We start from the raw sequence: 19,859 nt of genomic DNA, 5'->3' as shown, positions 1-19,859 counted from the left end.
TGGAAGTAGAATCCTGCCGTGAGCAAAAACGCGATTCTCTCGCTGTCCCTGGTGGCCATTGTCCCGATCATCCTGGTCGCCCTGATGGTGTTGACCGGCCCTGACCGCCCCGAGCCTGAAGGCCTGACCGGGGAGAGCGTCCCGATTGAGCTGCTGGTGCGAGAGGACAGTCCACGCCTGTCCGACGGCGAGGAGGCAGTCTTTGTCGAGTTCCTCGACTTCGAATGCGAAAGCTGCATTGCCCTCTACCCTGTGATCGAAGATCTGCGCGCGGAATACGGCGACCGGGTGACCTTCGTGGTGCGGCACATGCCGCTGCACGCCAACTCTGTCAACGCCGCCCTCGCGGCCGAAGCTGCCGGTGAGCAGGGACAGTTCGAGCAGATGTACCAGAAACTGTTCGAGACCGACCACGAGTGGGGCCACCAGTCCTCCTCCCAAAAGGACACCTTCTTCGGCTACGCCGAAGACCTGGGGTTGGATATGGACCGCTTCCGGAAAGATGTCGACGACCCTGCCACCTTGGCCCGGATCGAACAAAGCCAGCACGATGCCCAGTCCGTTGGGGTCACCGGCACCCCGACGTTCTTCCTCGACGGCCAGCGCTTGGACCCGGTCAGCGTAAGTGACCTGCACGCCAGCGTGGAAGCAGTCCTCAATGACTGACCTGAGGGACTGCTCCGACACCGCCGCCCAGACCGTGTCGGCCGCCCCGATGGCCGGGCGGCGGCTGGGAGTCCTGCTGCTCGGCGGCGGGGTGATCGGACTTATCGCCGCTGTGGTGCTGCTGGTCGAGAAGATTGAGCTGTTGAAAAACCCCGACTACATCCCCACCTGCAACATCGGCCCGATCCTGTCGTGCGGATCGGTGATGACCACCCCGCAGGCCGAGGCGTTCGGCATCCCCAATCCGGTGATCGGGATCGCGGGCTTTGCCGCGATAGCGGTCGTTGGCGCAGCCATCCTCGCTGGTGCAGGTTTCCGTCCTTGGTTCCGGGTCGCCACCCAGGCCGGCGTGAGCTTCGCGGTCGTGTTCGTGCACTGGCTGATCTATCAGAGTCTGTATGTCATCGGTGCCCTGTGTCCGTACTGCATGGTGGTATGGGCGGTGACGATCCCCCTGTTCTGGTACACCACCCTTGTTAACCTCCAGTTACTCCGAGACACGGGACCGGCGTGGGCACGCACGGCCATCCGCATCGCCACGAGCTATCACGGGGTGGTACTCACCGTCTGGGTCCTGGCCATCATCATCTTGATCAGTCACCGGTTCTGGGACTATTGGACCACCCTCATCTAAACCAGAGTGTCCCAGCTCGGGGAAGGTGACACATTTGGCGAGAAATCTGCCGGAAAACATCGTCCCCAGAGGAGCGTCGCGAAGCGATGGCGCCCAGCTTCAGTGGGTAGCACTGAAAGGGGCTGCTGATGGGGTGCGGTGGTTAGACCGGGGCTGGCACTGTAGCCGGGATCAGGCGGGGGATGGCCCGGACGTAGATGATCATGCCGACCAGTTCGACCAGGGTCTGGGTGACCACGACAACTGCGGCCAGTGCGAGGCTCTCCGGCAGGGCCAGAGCCAGGGGCAGGACAACCAGAGAGTTGCGGGTGGCACCGGAAAACACCGTCGCCCGGGTCGCCGGGACATCCTGGTTCAGAACGCGTGCGGTGAGGATACCGAGGGGAACCATCACGATCAGGAAGATGATGTAGATCGGGATGACCCGCAACAGCGAGGTGAGGTCGGTGCGCACGGCGTCGATCTGGGAGGCGACGACCACGGCGAGGGTGAGCATCATCAGCGGCACCATCAACGCCTCCATCAACACCATGGTCTGCCGGGCGGAGTTAAACCGGGCGGCCAGAACCTGGGTGAGCCCGGCCAGGGCCAGGGGTACGACGATCAGCAGGAAAAACGCCTCGATAAACGGGGCCAGATCAATAACCTCAAACAAGCCCGGACCAACAAACAGGCGTAGGTAGACCGGCAGCAGCAGCATCTGCAGCAGCATCAACAGCGGGGCCGCGGCCAACAGTTTGTCGTGGGCGGCGCCCGCCAGACCGGAGAAGACGATGACGTAGTCAATGCACGGGGCCAGCAGCACAAGCAGCACACCTAGCAGCAGGGCCTGGTCATCAGCAACGAACCAGGACAGTGCATAGACCACGACCGGGACGATGAGGAAGTTCAGCACCGTCAAACCGGCCAGGAAACGACCATCACGCAACGCTTGGCCGACCCTGGTCAGCGGCACGCCCAGGAACGTGGCATACAGCAGCACCATGAGCACAGGGTTGATCGCCAGCTCGAAGGACGGGGCGGTGTCGGGCACACTCAAACCGGTGAGCGCTCCGAGGGCGAGGGCAGCGAGATACAGCGGGATCTGGTATTTGTCCCACCACTCAATGATGCGCGGCATGGTTACAGTGGTCCTTCTTTTCGGTTAAGGGGATGGGGGCAGGTCGCAGACTGATGGTCGAGCAGCACGCACTCGGAGCGACAGGGGGCCTGACTGTCGGGGCAGGCCCGCAGACGGGTGGCGGCGTCGTCGAGTCGGTCGCGCAGAACCTGTAGGTTCGCCAGGTGGTCATCGACCTCACGTAGGCGTTGGACCAGCTGAGGGTGGAGCACGTCACGGACGCGGGTACAGCTATCGTGATCGACCACCGCCAGTAGGTCAGCGATATCGGGCAGGGACATACCCAGCTGTTTAGCCGCAGCGATAAACGCCAACCGCTCCAACACGCTGTCATCGTAATCGCGGTAGCCGTTGAGCCTGCGGACAGCCTCCACCAGCCCGACCGACTCGTAATAACGCAGCGTGGTCGCGGGAAGACCCGACCTTGCCGCGACTTCTGAAATACGCACAGCCACACTCTATACCTTCGAGTTAACTTGAAGGTCAAGCCTGACAGTCATGACCCATATACCTCTATATATAAGGCCATGGCGCAAAAGGACTGAGAAATCAGGATGTGCGAGCCCGCCCCTTCTCCACTCAACTACCTATGAGCAGTTTCCGACCGTCCTCGCGCAGTTCCCCCGTCGGGGAGACATGCCGATAGAGAGTTTGGCGGGTGATGTCGAGTTCCTTGCAGAGCGCCGCGACGCTGGTTTCCGGTTGCCCCATCGACGCCATCGCCAGGCGCACCTTCGCAGGGGTCATCTTGTAGGGCCGGCCTCCCTTGCGTCCACGGGCTCGGGCGGAGTCGAGACCAGCTATGGTGCGCTCGGAGATCAGTTCGCGTTCGAACTCTGCGAGTGCGGCGAAAATGCCGAAGACGAGCTTGCCCTGAGCCGAAGTCGTATCGATCGCCGCGCCCTGACCGGTCAGTACTTTCAGCCCCACGCCGCGGGCGGTGAGGTCGTGGACAATGTTGACCAGGTGCCGAAGATTCCGGCCCAACCGGTCGAGCTTCCACACGAGCAAGGTGTCACCGGGACGCAGTGCTTTCAGGCACGATGCTAATTCTGGTCGATCTTCTTTTTTGCCCGACGCCTTGTCCTCATAGATGTGATCTGGATCCACGCCAGCGAGGAGTAGGGCATCGCGCTGAAGATCGGTGGTTTATGATCCGTCCGCTTTCGAGAACCGTATGTAGTCAATAAGTGTCATAGTGTTCTCCCATCACTTATACGATCGATTTCGACACAGACAGTACCGAAGGGCGCTGGTGTCCCACACATCGCCGTCGGGCCGACGTTCGACCCTCGTTGCAACAGTTCAGTAACAGCTGTATAGTTCAGTGTATGCTGACTATTGCTTCGCGCTTGGACGTGATGAACCGATTGGGTCGGGCGATGGCCGATCCCACCCGATCCCGTATTCTCCTGACCCTGCTGGGTGGCCCGGCCTACCCGGCCGCTCTCGCCCGGGAGCTGGAACTGACGCGGTCAAATGTGTCGAACCACCTCACTTGCCTACGGGACTGCGGAATTGTGGTCGCCGAACCGCAGGGACGGAAGACCCGCTACGAGATCGTCGACGCCCATCTTGTCCAGGCGTTGAACTCACTGCTGGATACCACTCTGGCTGCCGACGAGAATGCCCCGTGTATTGACTCGGCATGTGACGTGCCCGGGTGCGCCACCGGAGAGGGGAACAGGAAGTGGTAACTGGTCTCCTGGGGGCGGTTGGTCTGTTTATCGCCACCAATATCGACGACATCATCGTGCTCTCTCTGTTCTTCGCCCGTGGGGCCGGCCAAGCAGGGACCACACTTCGGATCCTGGCCGGGCAGTACCTTGGTTTCGCGGGCATCCTCGCAGCCGCGATTCTGGTCACCCTAGGGGCGGATGCTTTCCTGCCCACCGAGGCGATCCCCTACTTCGGGCTGATCCCCCTGACCCTGGGGCTGTGGGCGGCCTGGCAAGCCTGGCAGGGAGACGATGACGACGATGACGCGAAAGTCAGCGGAAAGAACGTAAGCGTCTTGACCGTCGCCGGGGTGACCTTTGCCAACGGTGGCGACAATATCGGCGTCTATGTCCCGGTTTTTCTCAACGTGGATACCGCCACCGTTATCATCTACTGCGTTGTCTTTCTGATTCTGGTGGCGGGCCTGGTCCTGTTGGCGAAGTTCGTGGCCACCCGTCCGCCCATCGCGGAGATTCTCGAACGCTGGGAGCATGTGTTGTTCCCTATCGTCTTGATCGGCCTGGGTATCTTCATCCTCGTCAGCGGCGGCGCCTTCGGCCTTTAATAAACTCATCCCCCGTGCTACTAGGGCCTCTCTAGGTTTCCTTACCGGCATCAACTGAACCGCCCATGAAGTTGTGAAAAGCCGCCGCCGCAGGGACTCGACCACGTTAGCGCGACAGAAATTCTAAAACTGCCCTATTGGGGTGTACCCCAGATGACTTTTCCCATCTCCCGCAAGTCCCGCCACGCAGTGATTGCTGCGCTCGGAGTCACGGGCCTTGTTCTTGCTGGCTGTAGCTCAACATCGAGCGACTCCGGCTCCACCACCACCGGTGCTGCGACCTCCGCCGCTGCCAGTGAGGGTGGCCGTGGCCCCATCACCTTCGCCATGGGCAAAAACGACACTGACAAGATCATCCCGATCATCGAGAAGTGGAATGCTGAGCACCCGGACGAGCAGGTGACCCTCTCCGAGCTCGCGGGTGAGGCCGACGCCCAGCGCGAGACCCTCGTCCAGTCCCTGCAGGCCGGCAACTCCGACTACGACGTCATGGCACTCGACGTCGTCTGGACCGCCGACTTCGCCGCCAACCAGTGGCTGACCCCACTCGAGGGCGAATACGCCGCAGACACCTCCGGCCTGCTGCAGTCGACCGTCGATTCGGCGACGTACAACGGCACCCTCTACGCACTGCCGCAGAACACCAACGGCCAGCTGCTGTTCCGCAACACCGAGCTCATCCCCGAAGCACCCGGCACCTGGGCCGAGCTGGAAGCCTCCTGCTCCGCCGCCCAGGATGCCAACAAGGACTGCCTCACCCTGCAGCTCAAGCAGTACGAAGGCCTGACGGTCAACACCGTCGGCTTCATGGAAGGCTGGGGCGGCTCTGTCCTCGACTCCAGCGGCCAAGTCACCGTCGACTCCGACGACTCCAAGGCTGGCCTCCAGGCACTGGTCACCGCCTACGAAGACGGCACCATCTCCCGGGCCTCCACCTCCGCCACCGAGGAAGAGACCAACCTGGCCTTCGTCGCCGGCGACACCGCCTACGCGATCAACTGGCCGTACATGTACACCAACGCCGCTGAGGGTGAGACCTCCGCCGTGGTGGACAAGTTCGAGGTCCAGCCGCTCGTGGGCAAGGACGGCGTGGGCGTGTCCACCCTCGGTGGCTACAACAACGGCATCAACGTGAACTCTGAGAACAAGGCCACCGCCCTGGACTTCATCCAGTTCATCATCAACGAGGAGAACCAGACCTCCTTCGCCGAGGCCTCCTTCCCGCCGGTCCTCGCCTCGATCTACGAGGATGCTGCCCTGGTGGAGAAGTTCCCCTACCTCCCCGCGCTGAAGACCTCCCTGGAGAACGCCGCACCGCGTCCGGTGTCCCCGTTCTACCCGGCCATCTCCAAGGCCATCCAGGACAACGCCTACGCCGCCCTCACCTCCGGCAAGTCCGTCGACGACGCGACTGCCGACATGAAGGCCGCCATTGAGAACGCCGCGGGCTAAGTAACCAGCGGATACTATCTCGACCACGAAAACCTGCCCGATGGGCAGGTTTTCTGTGGTTTTGTGGTCTTTAATAGACTCCGAGTGACTTAAGCGACACGGACACCTCATTATGTGGAAGGAGCCTCGCCGTGCAGACGCGAGCCCGCCAAGCAAGATCAGCAGCCTGGTTGATTGCCCCGGCACTCATCGTGCTGGCCACCGTCATTGGCTATCCCATCATTCGGGCCATCTACCTCTCCTTCCAGGCTGACAAGCACCTCGATCCTACTTCGGGTGTGTTCGTGGAAGGTGGGTTCGCCGGCTTTGACCACTACCTCTATTGGATTACCAACCGGTGCATGTCCCCCACCGGTGTCGTTTCCACGTGTCCCCCGGGTGTGCTGGCCACCGACTTCTGGCCAGCCGTGCGCATCACGCTATTTTTCACCGTTGTCACCGTGCTCCTGGAGACCATCCTGGGCACCATCATGGCGCTGATTATGAATGGCAGCTACAAGGGCCGCGGCCTCGTCCGCGCCGCCGTACTCATTCCCTGGGCGATTCCCACCGCCGTCACCGCGAAGCTCTGGCAGTTCATCTTCGCCGACCGCGGCATCATCAACTCGATATTCAGCACAGACATCAGTTGGACGACAGATCCCTGGGCAGCCCGTTCCGCCGTCATCATCGCCGACGTCTGGAAGACCTCGCCGTTTATGGCGCTGCTCATCCTCGCTGGCCTACAGATGATCCCTAAGGACGTGTACGAAGCCGCCCGCGTCGATGGCGCCTCACGGTGGCAGCAGTTCGTCCAGATCACCATGCCTCTGGTCAAGCCGGCACTGATGGTCGCGGTTCTCTTCCGTACCCTCGACGCGCTGCGCATGTACGACCTCCCGGTCATCATGATTTCTGCCTCCTCCAACTCCCCCACCGCCACGATCTCCCAGCTCGTCGTGGAGGACATGAGACAAAACAACTTCAACTCCGCGTCCGCGCTCTCCACGTTGATCTTCTTGCTCATCTTCGCCGTGGCCTTCATCATGATTCGCTTCCTCGGCGCCGATGTCTCCGGCCAGCGGGGATTGAAAAAGAGAAAGGTCCCCGGCGTGGGGCGCACCAAGGCTAAGCACCAAAAGGAAGAGGTGGCGGCATGACCAAGGCAACCCGCTCGATGATCGGTCACTACCTCGGAGTCCTATTCATCATGTTCTGGGGGCTGGCCCCGTTCTACTGGATGGTCGTCGTCGTCCTCCGCGACAAGGCTTACACCTTCGACACCACTCCCTGGCCCACCCACGTCACGCTGGACAATTTCCGCGACGCCCTGGCCACCGACAAGGGCAATGATTTCCTCGGCGCCATCGGCAACTCGCTGTTCATTTCCTTAACGACGACCGCGCTCGCCGTCGCCGTCGGCGTCTTCACCGCCTACGCGCTCGCCCGCCTCAACTTCCCCGGCAAGGGCATCGTCACCGGCATCATCCTCGCCGCCTCCATGTTCCCCGGCATCGCCCTGGTCACCCCTCTGTTCCAGCTCTTCGGCAACCTCGGCTGGATCGGCGAGTACCGGGCGATGATCATCCCCAACATTTCCTTCGCCCTCCCCCTCACCATCTACACCCTTGTCTCCTTCTTCCGGCAGCTGCCCTGGGAACTGGAGGAAGCAGCGCGGGTCGACGGCGCCTCCCGCGGCCAAGCCTTCCGCCTCGTCCTCCTCCCCCTCGCCGCCCCCGCGCTGTTCACCACCGCCATCCTGGCGTTCATCGCCACGTGGAACGAGTTCATGCTCGCCCGCCAGCTCTCCACCACCGCCACCGAGCCCGTCACCGTCGCCATCGCCCGGTTCTCCGGCCCCAGCGCCTTCGAATACCCCTACGCCTCCATCATGGCCGCCGGAGCCCTGGTCACCATCCCGCTCATCATCATGGTGCTCATCTTCCAGCGCCGTATCGTCTCCGGCCTCACCGCGGGTGGAGTGAAGGCATGACCGAGTGAACGCGACCGAACCCAGCGACTCCGGGCGGGGTCAACGCCGAAAGCTTCAGCACGAAACCCTGCTCGGTTTCCTGGGTTTCTTCGCCTTCCTCGCCTTAGCGCAGGCAGTAGCGAATCTCTTCTCACCGGACCCCGCGATATGGCCCGGCCTGTTGGCCGCCGTCCTCGTAGGCCTGACCTGGTGGGTGTGGCGACGCTAGTCTGGGCACCATGCCGATCATCTACAATGCCGCCACCACCCTCAACGGCTTCCTCGCCGATGATCACGACTCCCTGCAATGGCTTTTCGACGTCCCCGGTTCCGACGATGCTGCCGCCGAGACCGGTTCCTTCCTCGACCATGTTGACGCCCTCGTCATGGGCTCCACGACCTACGAATGGCTGCTCAAGGAACTCGGTACCCCGGAGGAGATCGTCATCCAGCACGGAGGCCGACCCATCTGGGTATTCAGCTCCCGCGAACTTCCCCTCCCAGAATCATCCGATACGATCCGGTTGCTCAACGGTGCGGTAGCCGATCATCTTCCTCTTTTCCGGAAAAACGGCGACACCATCTGGGTCATGGGCGGTGGTGATCTGGCCGGTCAATTCTTTGATGCCGGCGCACTCGACAAGATTATCCTCACCCTGGCTCCGGTGTTCTTACCGTCTGGACGCCCCACCCTTCCCCGCCGGATCGATAGCTCCCAGCTCACCTTCAGCGGACAACGACAGGTTGGGAAGTTCGTGGAGGTCACCCTCGACGTAACTCCAACCCCATAGCCTGAGGTTTTTCACAGTTCACTGGTGAACTTTCCGCTAGCGGATTTGCTAAATCTGTGTGCACCTCAGGGCCGGTCGTGCGAAGCAACGCTAGTCAAACGTGATGATCGGCTTGATCACTTCCCCACTCGCGGAGTCGGCGAAGGCGTCGTTGATCTGTTCCAGTGGGTAGTAGCGCACCAGCTTCTCGATGGGGAATTTCCCTTGGCGCCACAGGTGCACCAGGCGAGGAATGAAATCCTGCGGGATGGCGTCACCTTCGATGATGGTGCGGAACTTCCAACCGCGTACAAGGGAGCCGCCGACTTCGAAGGTTGCCTCGGTGCCTGGCGCGGGGGCACCAACCAGACCGGCGGTTCCGTTGATTGCAAGAGAATCCACGGCCTGCCTGGTCACGGCGACGACGCCAGTGGTGTCCAGGGCGTAGTCCACTCCGTCGTCGGTGAGCTCCTTGATCGTGGCCACGGGATCTTCGTCTCGAGAATTGATCGTGTGCGTGGCCCCCAGCTCGCGAGCTAACTCCAGGCGGGAGTCATGAATGTCCACTGCCACGATGGTGGTAGCACCTGTGGCTGCGGCCGCCATGATCGCCGCCGAGCCGACTGCTCCGGTGCCGAAGACGGCGACGGTGTCACCAGCTTTGACGCCCAGCGAATTGAGGATGGCGCCTGCACCCGTGGACAGTCCGCAGCCCAGTGGGCCGAGCAGTTCGAGCGGCACGTCGTCGTCGACTTTGACCACGCTGCGAACGGAGACATTGGTGTGGTTGGCGAAGGAGGACTGGCCGAAGAAGTGTGATCCGGTCTTTTCCCCGTTGTCGCTGAAAGCAGTCGAACCATCGTCGCGGGTGCAGGCGAAGTTCTTGTCGTAGAAGCGCTCGCAGTAGGCGGGCGCGCCGCTCAGGCACTTGTTGCACTGGCCACAGGAGTTGAAGCCGAGCACGACTTTATCCCCCGGCTGGACTGAGGTGACCCCGGGGCCGACGGCTTCCACGACGCCAGCGCCTTCGTGGCCGAACACTGCGGGGAGGAATGTCGGGTAGATCTGGTCCCGGACGATGGCGTCGGTGTGGCAGACGCCAGCGGCGATGATTCGGACCTGGACCTCATTGAGTTCTGGGGCGCCGAGTTCGACGGTGGTGACTTCGAATGGTTGGTGGGCTGATCGGACGATAGCGGCAGTGGTCTGCATGATTCTCCAATGGTGGTCGGTGACGTGATGTCACAGGTAGATGGTCTGAGTTTGTTGGTAGGAGGCGAGCCCCTCGGGTCCGAGTTCGCGCCCGAGGCCACTCCCCTTCACCCCTCCGAAGGGTGCAGCGGGATCGGGAATGTAGCGATTGATACCAATGGTGCCGGTCTCAACGCGGCGGGCGAGGGCGGCGCCGCGCTCGGGATCGTTGGTCCACACGGTTCCTCCGAGGCCGAACTGAGAGTCGTTGGCCAGGCGGACGGCGTGGTCCTCATCGTCGTAGGAGATGACGGTGAGGACGGGGCCGAAGATTTCTTCCTGGGAGATGGTGGCGCTGTTGTCCACTCCGGCGAAGACGGTCGGCTCGACGAAGAATCCGGCGTCGAGGTCGTCAGGGCGGCCGCCGCCCACCGTGATGCGACCTCCGGCGCTCTTACCTTCGGCGATGTAGGACTCCACCCGGTCGCGTTGGCGGGCCGTGGCCATGGGCCCGATCTGCGTGTCCGGCGATTGGGCTGGCCCTACCTTGAGGCTGCCGGCGAATGCGGTGAATGCATCGACAACCTCGTTGTACCGGGATTTTGGTGCCAGAATGCGAGTGCCCAGGAAGCAGGTCTGCCCGTTGTTGAGCAGAGTTGAGGTGAACAGGCCCGTTCCGATCTTGTTCAGATCCAGGTCGGCATCATCTAACACGATGGCTGCGGACTTGCCGCCAAGCTCAAGGGTGACGGGGCGCAGGAGGCGACCGCACACCTCACCAATCTTCCGGCCCGCTTCAGTGGATCCCGTGAAGGCGACCTTGTGAACCTGCGGGTGAGACACCAGGTAGGCGCCTGCCTCACGTCCACCGGGAACAATGTTGACCACGCCTGCGGGAACTCCTGCGGCTTCCACTGCCTCGGCGAGGAGGTAGGAATCGAGAACGGTTTCCGGCGAGGGCTTGATCACGATGGTGCATCCGGCGGCTAAGGCTGGAGCCAGCTTGAACATGGTCAGCGCTTGTGGGAAGTTCCACGGCACGATCGCTGCCACGACGCCGATGGGTTGGTGGCGGACTTCGATCTCTCCGCCGAGAAGTCCGGGGCGAATCGCGGAGATGGAGGAGCCGTCGACCAGGTCGGCGTAGTAGCGCAGCACGGCGCTGGGATAACCGGTTTCCAACTGGGCGGCCACCGCGATGGGCATGCCGTTTTGTGAGCTCACCCGCTGCCGGAAGTCATCGGCACGGGCATCGATCTCGTCGGCCAGGCGCCGCATGACGGTGGAGCGCTCGGAGGGATCCCAGGTGGCCCACCCAGTAGGGTCCTCGAATGCGCGACTCGCGGCCGACACCGCCGCATCAATATCGCGCTCGCTCGCTCCGGGTACCTGGCCGATGGCCTGCTCAGTGCTGGGATCGACGGGGACGATCACCTCACTGCTGGAGGGGGCGACCCATTCGCCGCCGATGAAGAAGGTGTCATAAGTGATGCTCATTGTTTAGGAGGTCCTTTCGGGATTCAGGGGGTTCTATCTCACCTGGGACCGAGTATTGTGCTGAGCATCACTGTTTAGTTGACTGATTGTGCCCGGGCTTTTGTCTGTTCGTGCCAGGAGACCCCGGAGGGAGGCGAGACAATGCCGGAGGCTATGCCGTGGACCGAGCGGATGAGTTCGGTGTTCGGACTGGACGTGCCGGGGGCGTCGGCAAGCGTGGACGGTGAGGTCAGCCAGGCGTCGTTGGGAAGCGTCGAAGCCTTCCGGATCTCCGGAACTCCGCAGGATCTGCGGCGTTCACGGCGTTCCATCTCCCGGGCCGACTACACGCCGCTCAAGGTCTGCGCGGTGCGTTCCGGCACCATGACCCTCGTCCGCGAGGGGCACGCGGACCTGCATTTCCATCCCGATGACATCGCCTTTTATGACACGGCCCGCCCCTACCGCCTGCGTTTTGGCGGGCAATGGGAGTGCGCCGTGATGACCGTCAACCGGGAGGAGCTGGCACTATCGAAGCGGACTCTCAGCCACGCCCTGAGCCGCAGTTTCTCTGGCACCGGTCCCGGCGGGGTGCTCACTCAACTGCTCCACACAGCCATGAACGGCCCCGCCGTCCGACATGAGTCATCGGCCTTCTTGGGCAACGCTGCCATCGATCTTCTCAGTGGGCTCGCTTTTGACAGCGACGTCCCTTACGCCCCGGAGGAGGCGCTCCGCGTTGCGGTAGACAACTACATCCGGAACAACCTCGGGTCGACCGAACTATCTGCCACCCACATTGCCCGCGCCCACGGGATCTCCGTCCGCACCCTCCACCGGATCTTTAGCGAAGAGGAATGGGGCGTGGCGGAGTACATCAGGAACCTCCGGCTGGAGGCCGTGCGGCGGGACCTGCTCGACCCGCGGCTGCGCGGGCGCAGCATCATGTCCATCGCCGCCCCCTACGCCTTCCGCGATCAAGCCCACCTGACCCGCATCTACCGGGCGAAGTTCGGCGTCACGCCGGCTGCCCATCGCGACAGGTTGTAGCCCTAGGAGCTGATGAGCTGTCGGCTGAACGATTGCTCGAGGTCGGCCAGGAGTTGGGCGCGCTTTTCGGGAGTCTTGCCCGTGGGGTTGCTGGTGTTGAGCCAACGCAGACGCTTGACGCCGATCTTGCGGAAGGTGCCGCGGAACATGATCTTCAGGATCGGGTTGCCGATGAGCCACCGGTAGAGGGCGTTGGGCGTGGACATCGTGGTCAGGAGCGCGACTCCCTTGATGTTCGGGATGCCGTTGATGAAGAGACCAGGCTTCTCGGGCTCGCTGTAGACGATGCCTTTGGTGAGAACTTTGTCGAGGAACCCCTTGGTCAGCGCAGGCATGGCTTCCCACCAGATGGGGAAGGCAAACACCAGGTAGTCGGCCTCTTTGAGGCGAGCTTGGTAGTCGGCGGCCAGGGGATCGATGACGGACTTCTTGCGCCAGGCGACGAGGTCCTCGGCGCTCATGACGGGGTTGAACCCGTCCGCGGCGAGGTCGATGAGGTCGACCTCATGCCCGGCGGCAGTGAGACTGCGGCAGGCGGCGGCGGCTTGCGCGGCGGTGTAGCTGCGCTTGTGGGGGATGTTTTCAGACGACTGAAAACCGTAAGGGTGGTCGACGACCATGAGGATTTTCATTGACTTCTCCTGTCGATGTGGGTGTTCGGAAAACTATGTTACAGTACATTTGTACAGATTGATTTGGAAAGGTGCCAATGGCCAAGACAGATGGGCGTCTCGCCCGCGGACAAGAACGCCGCGAACTCCTCCTCGACAGCTCCGTAGCGGTGGTCGCCGCCGGCGGAGCTGGCGCCCTCACCCACCGCGCAGTGGCAGCACAGGCAGGCGTCTCACTTGCCTCAGTGACCTACCACTTCCCCCAAATCGGCGACCTGCGATCAGGAATGTTCGACCACGCGGGGACGCGCGTGGGAAGCGCCTTCCGGGCGCTGGTGGAGACCTCGGACCCCGGGGACGTCGCAAAGCTGGCCGCCGACTACGCCGTACTACTCGTCCGCGACCAACGCGACGACACCGTCGCGGTATTCGAGATGATCGTCGCAGCGACGCACGACCCAACGCTGAGGCCACTGGTGAGGTTCTTCAACGACCGCCTCGCCGACCTCCTCGTCGGAGCAGTCGGCGACCGCTTCTCCGCCCTCGTCGTCGCCTCGGCCATCCAAGGACTCATCCTCGGATACTGCACCCAAGAACAAGAAACCGACTTCCCGGCACTGCACGAAGCAGTGTCCGACCTCGTCGCCCGCTACTCCACCACCGCAAAGGACAACTAATGGAACTCGCACTCACCCTCATTAGCGGCATCGCCTGGACGACCGTCTACGTCGCCGCGATCGTCATCGGCCTGCGCCACAAGACCTACGCCATGCCCATCGCCGCCCTCGGACTCAACATCGCCTGGGAATGGATCTACGCCGTCCACGACCTCATGTTCGACCCCCAGATCCAGGCCTACGTCAACCTCACCTGGGCGATCGGCGATGTGATCATCCTGTACACCTTCTTCCGATACGGGCGGAAAGAACTCCCCTCATTTGTCACCAAGCCACTGTTCATCGGATGGGGCCTCGCCGTGCTCGGCACATCCTTCGCACTCCAATTCCTCTTCATCGCTGAGTTCGGCATGGAGGGCATGCTGGCAGCCCAGTACTCCGCCTTCCTGCAAAACCTGCTCATGTCCGGACTGTTCATCGCCATGTTCATCGCCCGCCGAGGCGCACGCGGCCAGTCCCTGGTGATCGCCGTGGCGAAGTGGCTGGGCACCCTGGCCCCCACGATCCTCTTCGGCGTCATGGGTAACTCGCCGTTCATCCTCGGCATCGGTCTGCTGTGTAGCGTGTTCGACCTCATCTACATCGGGCTGCTCATGTGGGCCAAGGCACGACCACAGCACTTCGCTCCGGCCGTTCCGGCCACGGTGTGATTTCACCACGTTAAAAGGGGTCTTTTCACCGCTCGAACAGAGCTGAAAGGGGCCCCTTTCTACGGTGTGATATCACGGCGAATCGGTGGGCGGAAGCCCAGCGCTGCCGCGGGGGTCATCGATGAGGTCGAACGCGCCGATGGTGGCGATTGTCCCCTAGTTCGGAAGCGCGTGCGACTTTGCTCTCACCGAACAGATCACGCCCTGGCGGTGCATGGCCTCCCCCGAGGGTGCCTGCGCCGCCTATTACAACTTCGGCCGACTCGACCGAGTGATGACGGCGTCCCTCACCTGACGAATGCTCAAGTAGCGAAGCACTCATTCTCGTGATTCCCTTAGCCGTGGCGCTACGCGAAACGGCGCTGCGACCGGGACCGATTATCATCATTCCTCTGACGTAGAGCTTCCCGAACCCTGGAATCTTGGTGCAGAGCGTCTCAACTAGCGCCGCCCTACCCCTGGATACCGCCCCAAACCATCAGTGCCAAGTTGACCCAGGACAAGATGCCGATCCGCTCTGAAAACATGCGACTCAAGGTTTCCGGAACAGCCATTCGAACTTTTCCGAGCATTCCAACAACGCGTGTCGGGATATGGCAGTAATCTCCGCTTCATGAAAACTGATGCAGTCACCATTGATGAGCTATCTGATGGTCGCGTAGTCTGCGAGCTGCGGTCCCCCAAGGGCCGCTACATCTCCATCGATATGCGACCAAACCAGGCAGAGCCGGAGATCGAAGGCGATGCGATCCTCACAGGCAACAAAGCGATCAAATCTAGCCTGCTGCTCGCCCTCGGCGCTTACCTCGACAGTCGCGACGAATCCCTGAATAAGGAAGACCAAAAGGCTCAGGCCGACGGTGCTGAGGCACTGTTTAGGGAATGCTCACAACTCGCCAAACTATCCGATCGGCTTACGAGTGAATCCAGGCAAGCCTGGTGCTCATCCTGTTTGTATTTCACCGTGCACCAGAAAGTCGAAAGGCGCGGCCCAGGCACGACCATCTACCTGTGCAGCTCTTGTGGATCCGCTACCACTTCCTGCATGGCGCCCGGCTGCGATGCGCTCGCCCTGTACAAGCGCAGGCTTCGTGACTTTGTGCCCTACTGCGCTGAGCACAGCCACCAGCTCCCCTCGTTTGAAGACGCAGCTGCTCCACTCGCGGATCTCGAAGATTTTCATGACTTGATGAACTACCGTCGAAAAAATTGGGCTCGAAACACCTATTATGCGACGGCTGGCATCGGAGCTGCCGGTGTGGCGGCCATAGCGGCAGCCGGGGCTGCGCCTGTGATCGGTGGTTTCATCGGAGTGAAATTTCTGGGGTTGACGGGTGCGGCTGCTACAAAAGCGGGCCTGGCGACACTTGGCGGTGGCGCGCTCGCAGCAGGTGGGTTCGGAATGGCAGGTGGAGCCGCCCTGATCACCATGGCTGGCACCGTCCTCGGTGGAGCCTGGGGAACTCGTTATCTTAGTGCATACCTCGATGATGACGAATCATTCGACATTGAAAAGCTTCGTGAGGGTACCGGGCCCGCAGTCGTCATCGCCCGAGGGTTTACGACTGAACGCAACCCGAAATGGCGAAAAGAGGTACAGTTTGCCGAGCTTCAATACGACAACCCCACGATCTACCTGCTCACCTGGGGTTCCAAGGAACTCGGCGATCTTGTGGCGTTTCTAGGCTTTGGTGGCGCGAAAGGCGTCGCAGTTGCAGGCGTGAAAAAGATCGCAATGAAGGCAGGCAAGCAAGCTGCAAAGAACCTCGGTCCAGTGGGCGCCGCGATGGGCGCTCTGGACCTTTTGAAGAACCCTTGGCACACCGCCGTCAACAAGGCGGAACGAGCCGGACAGGCGCTGGCGGAACTCATCATCAAGACAGATCGAAATGACTGGGTGCTCATCGGCCACAGCCTCGGAGGGCGCGTCATGATCAAAACGGCAAACGCATTATCAACCACGTCCGAAGCTGCCCGGATCTTGGATGTCCACCTGCTCGGCGCCGCCGCAAGTCAACGACCATCAAGGGACTGGACTGGTTTAGGCAATTCTGTATCGGGCACAATTCACAACTACCATTCACAAAGCGACCAGGTCCTCTCGAAGTTGTACCGTGTTGCTCAAGGCAACAAGGTCGCCGTAGGGCACTCGGGATTTAGAGCATCAGTCCCGTCGATCATCGACCACGATGTCAGTGAATTGGTCACCAAGCACAATGCCTACTACTCGAAGCTCGTGCAGACACTGCGTGCAAAATCTGATTATCGCCGCTAGAGCCTAGCTTCCGAGCAGCTTTCGCCGCAGGTTCTCGTCCTTGCGCTCGACTTCCTGCGCCATGGCCGCTTGGTAGGCAGCCATCTTCTCCACCAGTGCTGGGTCGCCAGCGCCGAGGATGCGCACGGCCAGCAGGCCGGCGTTTTTCGCCCCGCCAATGGAGACGGTGGCGACGGGCACGCCCGCGGGCATTTGCACGATGGACAGCAGCGAATCCATGCCGTCGAGATCCTTCAGCGCACGGGGTACCCCGATGACCGGCAGCGGCGTGGCTGCGGCGACCATGCCCGGCAGATGGGCGGCCCCGCCGGCGCAGGCGATGATGGCCTTGAGCCCACGCTCGTGGGCGGACTTGGCGTAGGCGAGCATTTTCTCCGGGGTGCGGTGAGCTGAGACAACACCCACTTCGAAGGGCACGCCGAATTCGGCGAGAGCCTCGGCGGCGGGTTCGATGGTGGGCCAGTCCGAGTCGGAGCCCATGATGATGCCAACTTGGGGATTCATGGGTGTCATTGTGCCAGAGCTGGACCTATGTCGAGCCGCTAAGCAGCGATGAAACCGTCGGCCCAGCGGCCATGGACGAGGTAGTCGGCTGCGAGGTTCGCTTCTCGACGCACGCGTGTGTCATCGTCTCCAGAGACGTTGACGTGGCCAATCTTCCGCCCGGCGCGCCACGGCTTGCCGTAGAGGTGGATCTTGGCGTGGGGGAAGCGCTGCCACACCTGCGCCATGCGCTGCCCCATGGGCATGTCTGGGTCGGTGTCGCCGCCGAGGACGTTAGCCATGACGGTGACGGGAGCGGTGGGTGCGGTGGAGCCCAGTGGGTAATCGAGGACGGCCCGCAGATGTTGCTCGAATTGGCTGGTCACGCAGCCGTCTTGGGTCCAGTGGCCGGTGTTGTGCGGGCGCATGGCGAGTTCGTTGACGGCGATGTCCGGTTGGCCGTTGGCATCGGCGAATTCGAAGAGTTCGACGGCGAGGACGCCGGTCACCCCGAGTTCTTCGGCGACGTGCACGGCGAGGTCGCGTGCCCGCTGCCCCAGCTCCGGCGACAGGCCCGGCGCGGGTGAGACTGCCTCGGTGCAGATCCCGTTGGTCTGGACTGACTCCACGACCGGCCACGCCGCCACATTCCCCGAAGGCGTGCGCGCCACCATCGCCGAAAGCTCGCGCACCAAGGCGACCTTCTTTTCCGCCATGAGCGGGGTGCCTGCCGCAAGGAGTTCGGCAACGAGAGTGCGCAGCTGCGCGCGATCGGCGGGGAACCAGACGCCGTGGCCGTCGTAGCCGCCGCGGCGTGCTTTGAGGCAGACGGCACCGTCGACGGCGTCGAAAAATGCTTCCGCATCCTCGACCGATTCGATCGCCGCGAACGGCGGGACGGGGGCGCCGATCTCGCGGAGGCGTTTGCGCATGACCAACTTGTCCTGGGCGTTGACCAGGGCGTCGGGGCCGGGCTGAACGTTGACACCCTCGGCAATGAGGGCGCGCAGGTGCTCGGTGGGGACGTGCTCGTGGTCGAAGGTGACGGCGTCGGCGCCCTCGACCGCCCGGCGGAGATCAGCGAGGTCGGTGTAATCGCCGTAGACCACGTCGGCGGCCACTTGGGCTGCCGATGCGTCGGGAGACGCTGCCAGGAGCCGGATGGATTGGCCGAGCTCGATGGCCTCGGTCTGCATCATCCGGGCGAGCTGGCCGTCGCCGATCACGGTGACGGTGGGCATGCCCGGGACGTGGGCGAGAGGGTTTCCTGCAGCGTCAATCACGGGCTTTACTATAGCGGCTACCAGTAGCGGACCGGCACGGGCGGCAGGGACGCCTCGATGAGGGAGGCGACCTTCTTGGTGCGCGGGACATCGGGGAAGAACAGGGGACGATCAAACCCGAGAATGGCCAAGGAGATTCCGTTGCGGCGGCGCTGGACACCGCGAACGTCCTGCAGCGGAATGGAGTCCACCCGGGAGCGGAAGGTGCCGTCGCGGACGATAATGCGGCGATCGGTGACCAGGAAGCGGCGTCGCCGGGCGCGCAGCAGCGGCACCACGAAGCGCCACAGCACGAGCAGCGCCCACACTCCGACCACGCCGTTGCGAAGGTCGACGCCGAAGGCGTGGCCGGGTTGATCGAGCCAGCCAATTCCCATCCAACACACCCCGGTGATGAGGATGAGCTCGAGGGTGGGAAAGGTGAGGGTGCGCAGCGGCGCCGTGAGGTCGGCGCGCACCACCTCGCCTGGTCCCGGCCGGATTGATCCCATGGGGCGTGAGTCTAGTAGGTGGTGTCGGTGCGGCGAAGGTGAGTGACGTCACCGGCGGAGATGAAGTGGCGGGCCCCCTGCTCGTCTTCTAGCTCCAGTCGGCCGTCGTTGGATACCCCGGTCACGGTGCCCAGCAACTGGCCGGTGGCGGCTTCCACCCGCACCGGCTTGCCGACGGTCGCGCACGCCCCCCGGTAGTCAGTCATGAGGTCGCGCCCACCGGTGGCCCACTGTTCGAGCCGGCGGCGCAGGGCGTTGAGGACGGTGACCCCGACCTCTTCCACGGCGACCTCGATGCCCTCTAACGCCAGGGAGGTCGCGTGCGGCACGGGAAGTTGTTCACGTGTGAGCGAGACGTTGAGCCCCAGGCCAACGACGATCCGGGGATCTTCGGGCAACCCGGCGGCCTCGGCGAGGATGCCGCAGACCTTTTTCTCGTTGAGCAGCACGTCGTTGGGCCATTTGAGCTGCACGTCGGCGCCGGTTCCCGCCAGCTCCTTCACGGCGTCCAGCACGGCGAGGCCCGCCGCCAGGGGGATGGTGCCTAGCTGGTCCATCTCTTCGATTGTCGGTCGTAGGAGCACTGACAGGATGACCTGTGTACCGGCGGGTGAGACCCACGGCCGTCCCATCCGGCCCCGGCCTGCGGTTTGTTGCCCGGCGAGGCGGACGGTCCACGCAGGGGCGAAGGTATCGGCCAGCAGGTCAGCGTTGGTGGATCCCGTCTCGGGGACCCAATCGACGCGGGCGTAGGCGGGTAGGTGCTCGCGGTAGTAGCTCTCTAGGGTGCTCACG

The 19,859-nt window shown here is 62.7% G+C and carries 22 protein-coding genes and 1 pseudogene; 13 read left to right on the top strand and 10 right to left on the bottom strand.

The window, feature by feature from the left end:
- The first annotated feature begins 18 nt into the window (after positions 1-18).
- Complete coding sequence (locus CTEST_RS02935) at positions 19-666, top strand: DsbA family protein (RefSeq protein WP_047252472.1); 648 nt, start codon at positions 19-21, stop codon at positions 664-666.
- Positions 659-1,300, top strand: a complete 642-nt coding sequence (locus CTEST_RS02930; RefSeq protein WP_047252471.1) for a vitamin K epoxide reductase family protein — start codon at positions 659-661, stop codon at positions 1,298-1,300. Before CTEST_RS02935 ends, CTEST_RS02930 begins: the two co-directional genes overlap by 8 nt.
- A gap of 142 nt (positions 1,301-1,442) precedes the next feature.
- On the opposite strand, the gene CTEST_RS02925 is transcribed toward CTEST_RS02930, so the two are convergent.
- The 3 genes and pseudogenes from CTEST_RS02925 to CTEST_RS02915 form a co-directional block, all read right to left on the bottom strand.
- Complete coding sequence (locus CTEST_RS02925; protein WP_047252470.1) at positions 1,443-2,420, bottom strand: arsenic resistance protein; 978 nt, start codon at positions 2,418-2,420, stop codon at positions 1,443-1,445.
- 2 nt (positions 2,421-2,422) lie between these two features.
- Positions 2,423-2,869 carry a MerR family transcriptional regulator gene (locus tag CTEST_RS02920; RefSeq protein ID WP_047254174.1) on the bottom strand — a complete coding sequence of 149 codons (447 nt, stop codon included), beginning with the start codon at positions 2,867-2,869 and terminating at the stop codon, positions 2,423-2,425.
- Positions 2,870-2,999: 130 nt separating this feature from the next.
- A pseudogene (locus tag CTEST_RS02915) lies at positions 3,000-3,617 on the bottom strand (recombinase family protein).
- A 134-nt stretch (positions 3,618-3,751) separates the two neighbouring features.
- On the opposite strand from CTEST_RS02915, the gene cmtR reads away from it, so the two are divergent.
- The 7 genes from cmtR to CTEST_RS02880 all read left to right on the top strand — a co-directional run bounded on the left by cmtR (position 3,752) and on the right by CTEST_RS02880 (position 8,898).
- Positions 3,752-4,117, top strand: a complete 366-nt coding sequence (gene cmtR, locus CTEST_RS02910; protein WP_047252469.1) for a Cd(II)/Pb(II)-sensing metalloregulatory transcriptional regulator CmtR — start codon at positions 3,752-3,754, stop codon at positions 4,115-4,117.
- Positions 4,111-4,704: a cadmium resistance transporter gene (locus CTEST_RS02905; protein WP_047252468.1), complete on the top strand. Its 594-nt coding sequence runs from the start codon at positions 4,111-4,113 to the stop codon at positions 4,702-4,704. Before cmtR ends, CTEST_RS02905 begins: the two co-directional genes overlap by 7 nt.
- A gap of 153 nt (positions 4,705-4,857) precedes the next feature.
- Entirely contained in the window at positions 4,858-6,156 is a 1,299-nt protein-coding gene (locus CTEST_RS02900) for an ABC transporter substrate-binding protein (protein ID WP_047252467.1), read from the top strand.
- Positions 6,157-6,287: 131 nt separating this feature from the next.
- Complete coding sequence (locus CTEST_RS02895) at positions 6,288-7,295, top strand: carbohydrate ABC transporter permease (protein ID WP_047252466.1); 1,008 nt, start codon at positions 6,288-6,290, stop codon at positions 7,293-7,295.
- Positions 7,292-8,128: a carbohydrate ABC transporter permease gene (locus CTEST_RS02890; RefSeq protein ID WP_047252465.1), complete on the top strand. Its 837-nt coding sequence runs from the start codon at positions 7,292-7,294 to the stop codon at positions 8,126-8,128. Before CTEST_RS02895 ends, CTEST_RS02890 begins: the two co-directional genes overlap by 4 nt.
- Positions 8,129-8,132: 4 nt before the next feature.
- Positions 8,133-8,336: a hypothetical protein gene (locus CTEST_RS02885; protein ID WP_047252464.1), complete on the top strand. Its 204-nt coding sequence runs from the start codon at positions 8,133-8,135 to the stop codon at positions 8,334-8,336.
- 10 nt (positions 8,337-8,346) lie between these two features.
- Positions 8,347-8,898: a dihydrofolate reductase family protein gene (locus CTEST_RS02880; protein WP_047252463.1), complete on the top strand. Its 552-nt coding sequence runs from the start codon at positions 8,347-8,349 to the stop codon at positions 8,896-8,898.
- Between the two features lie 90 nt (positions 8,899-8,988).
- Here CTEST_RS02880 and CTEST_RS02875 read toward each other — a convergent pair whose 3' ends face one another.
- Positions 8,989-10,089 carry an NAD(P)-dependent alcohol dehydrogenase gene (locus CTEST_RS02875; protein ID WP_047252462.1) on the bottom strand — a complete coding sequence of 367 codons (1,101 nt, stop codon included), beginning with the start codon at positions 10,087-10,089 and terminating at the stop codon, positions 8,989-8,991.
- A 30-nt stretch (positions 10,090-10,119) separates the two neighbouring features.
- A complete protein-coding gene (locus CTEST_RS02870) occupies positions 10,120-11,565 on the bottom strand; it encodes an aldehyde dehydrogenase (RefSeq protein ID WP_047252461.1) in 1,446 nt (481 codons plus the stop codon).
- A gap of 141 nt (positions 11,566-11,706) precedes the next feature.
- Here CTEST_RS02870 and CTEST_RS13235 point away from each other — a divergent pair, with 141 nt between their 5' ends.
- The gene (locus tag CTEST_RS13235) at positions 11,707-12,594 is read left to right on the top strand and encodes a helix-turn-helix domain-containing protein (protein WP_236686124.1); all 888 of its coding nucleotides are present in this window, start codon (positions 11,707-11,709) and stop codon (positions 12,592-12,594) included.
- Positions 12,595-12,596: 2 nt separating this feature from the next.
- Here the strand turns inward: CTEST_RS13235 and CTEST_RS02860 are convergent, their stop codons facing one another.
- Positions 12,597-13,226: an NAD(P)H-dependent oxidoreductase gene (locus CTEST_RS02860; protein ID WP_047252460.1), complete on the bottom strand. Its 630-nt coding sequence runs from the start codon at positions 13,224-13,226 to the stop codon at positions 12,597-12,599.
- A 77-nt stretch (positions 13,227-13,303) separates the two neighbouring features.
- Here CTEST_RS02860 and CTEST_RS02855 point away from each other — a divergent pair, with 77 nt between their 5' ends.
- The 3 genes from CTEST_RS02855 to CTEST_RS02845 all read left to right on the top strand — a co-directional run bounded on the left by CTEST_RS02855 (position 13,304) and on the right by CTEST_RS02845 (position 16,807).
- Entirely contained in the window at positions 13,304-13,882 is a 579-nt protein-coding gene (locus tag CTEST_RS02855) for a TetR/AcrR family transcriptional regulator (RefSeq protein ID WP_047252459.1), read from the top strand.
- Entirely contained in the window at positions 13,882-14,532 is a 651-nt protein-coding gene (locus CTEST_RS02850; protein ID WP_047252458.1) for a transmembrane-type terpene cyclase, read from the top strand. Before CTEST_RS02855 ends, CTEST_RS02850 begins: the two co-directional genes overlap by 1 nt.
- 613 nt (positions 14,533-15,145) lie before the next feature.
- Complete coding sequence (locus CTEST_RS02845) at positions 15,146-16,807, top strand: DUF726 domain-containing protein (protein WP_047252457.1); 1,662 nt, start codon at positions 15,146-15,148, stop codon at positions 16,805-16,807.
- A gap of 3 nt (positions 16,808-16,810) precedes the next feature.
- On the opposite strand, the gene purE is transcribed toward CTEST_RS02845, so the two are convergent.
- The 4 genes from purE to CTEST_RS02825 are packed head-to-tail and all read right to left on the bottom strand — an operon-like array spanning position 16,811 to position 19,858.
- Positions 16,811-17,311 carry a 5-(carboxyamino)imidazole ribonucleotide mutase gene (gene purE, locus CTEST_RS02840; protein WP_047252456.1) on the bottom strand — a complete coding sequence of 167 codons (501 nt, stop codon included), beginning with the start codon at positions 17,309-17,311 and terminating at the stop codon, positions 16,811-16,813.
- 38 nt (positions 17,312-17,349) lie between these two features.
- The gene (locus CTEST_RS02835; RefSeq protein ID WP_269082327.1) at positions 17,350-18,573 is read right to left on the bottom strand and encodes a 5-(carboxyamino)imidazole ribonucleotide synthase; all 1,224 of its coding nucleotides are present in this window, start codon (positions 18,571-18,573) and stop codon (positions 17,350-17,352) included.
- A 17-nt stretch (positions 18,574-18,590) separates the two neighbouring features.
- Complete coding sequence (locus tag CTEST_RS02830; protein WP_047252454.1) at positions 18,591-19,064, bottom strand: PH domain-containing protein; 474 nt, start codon at positions 19,062-19,064, stop codon at positions 18,591-18,593.
- A gap of 11 nt (positions 19,065-19,075) precedes the next feature.
- Entirely contained in the window at positions 19,076-19,858 is a 783-nt protein-coding gene (locus CTEST_RS02825; protein WP_047252453.1) for a biotin--[acetyl-CoA-carboxylase] ligase, read from the bottom strand.
- Between the last annotated feature and the right edge of the window lies 1 nt (position 19,859).

The sequence above is a fragment of the Corynebacterium testudinoris genome, from assembly GCF_001021045.1.
GTDB classification, from domain to species: domain Bacteria; phylum Actinomycetota; class Actinomycetes; order Mycobacteriales; family Mycobacteriaceae; genus Corynebacterium; species Corynebacterium testudinoris.
The sequence above is the reverse complement of the archived record's forward strand: the minus strand, read 5'-3'. Positions and strand labels throughout refer to the sequence as shown.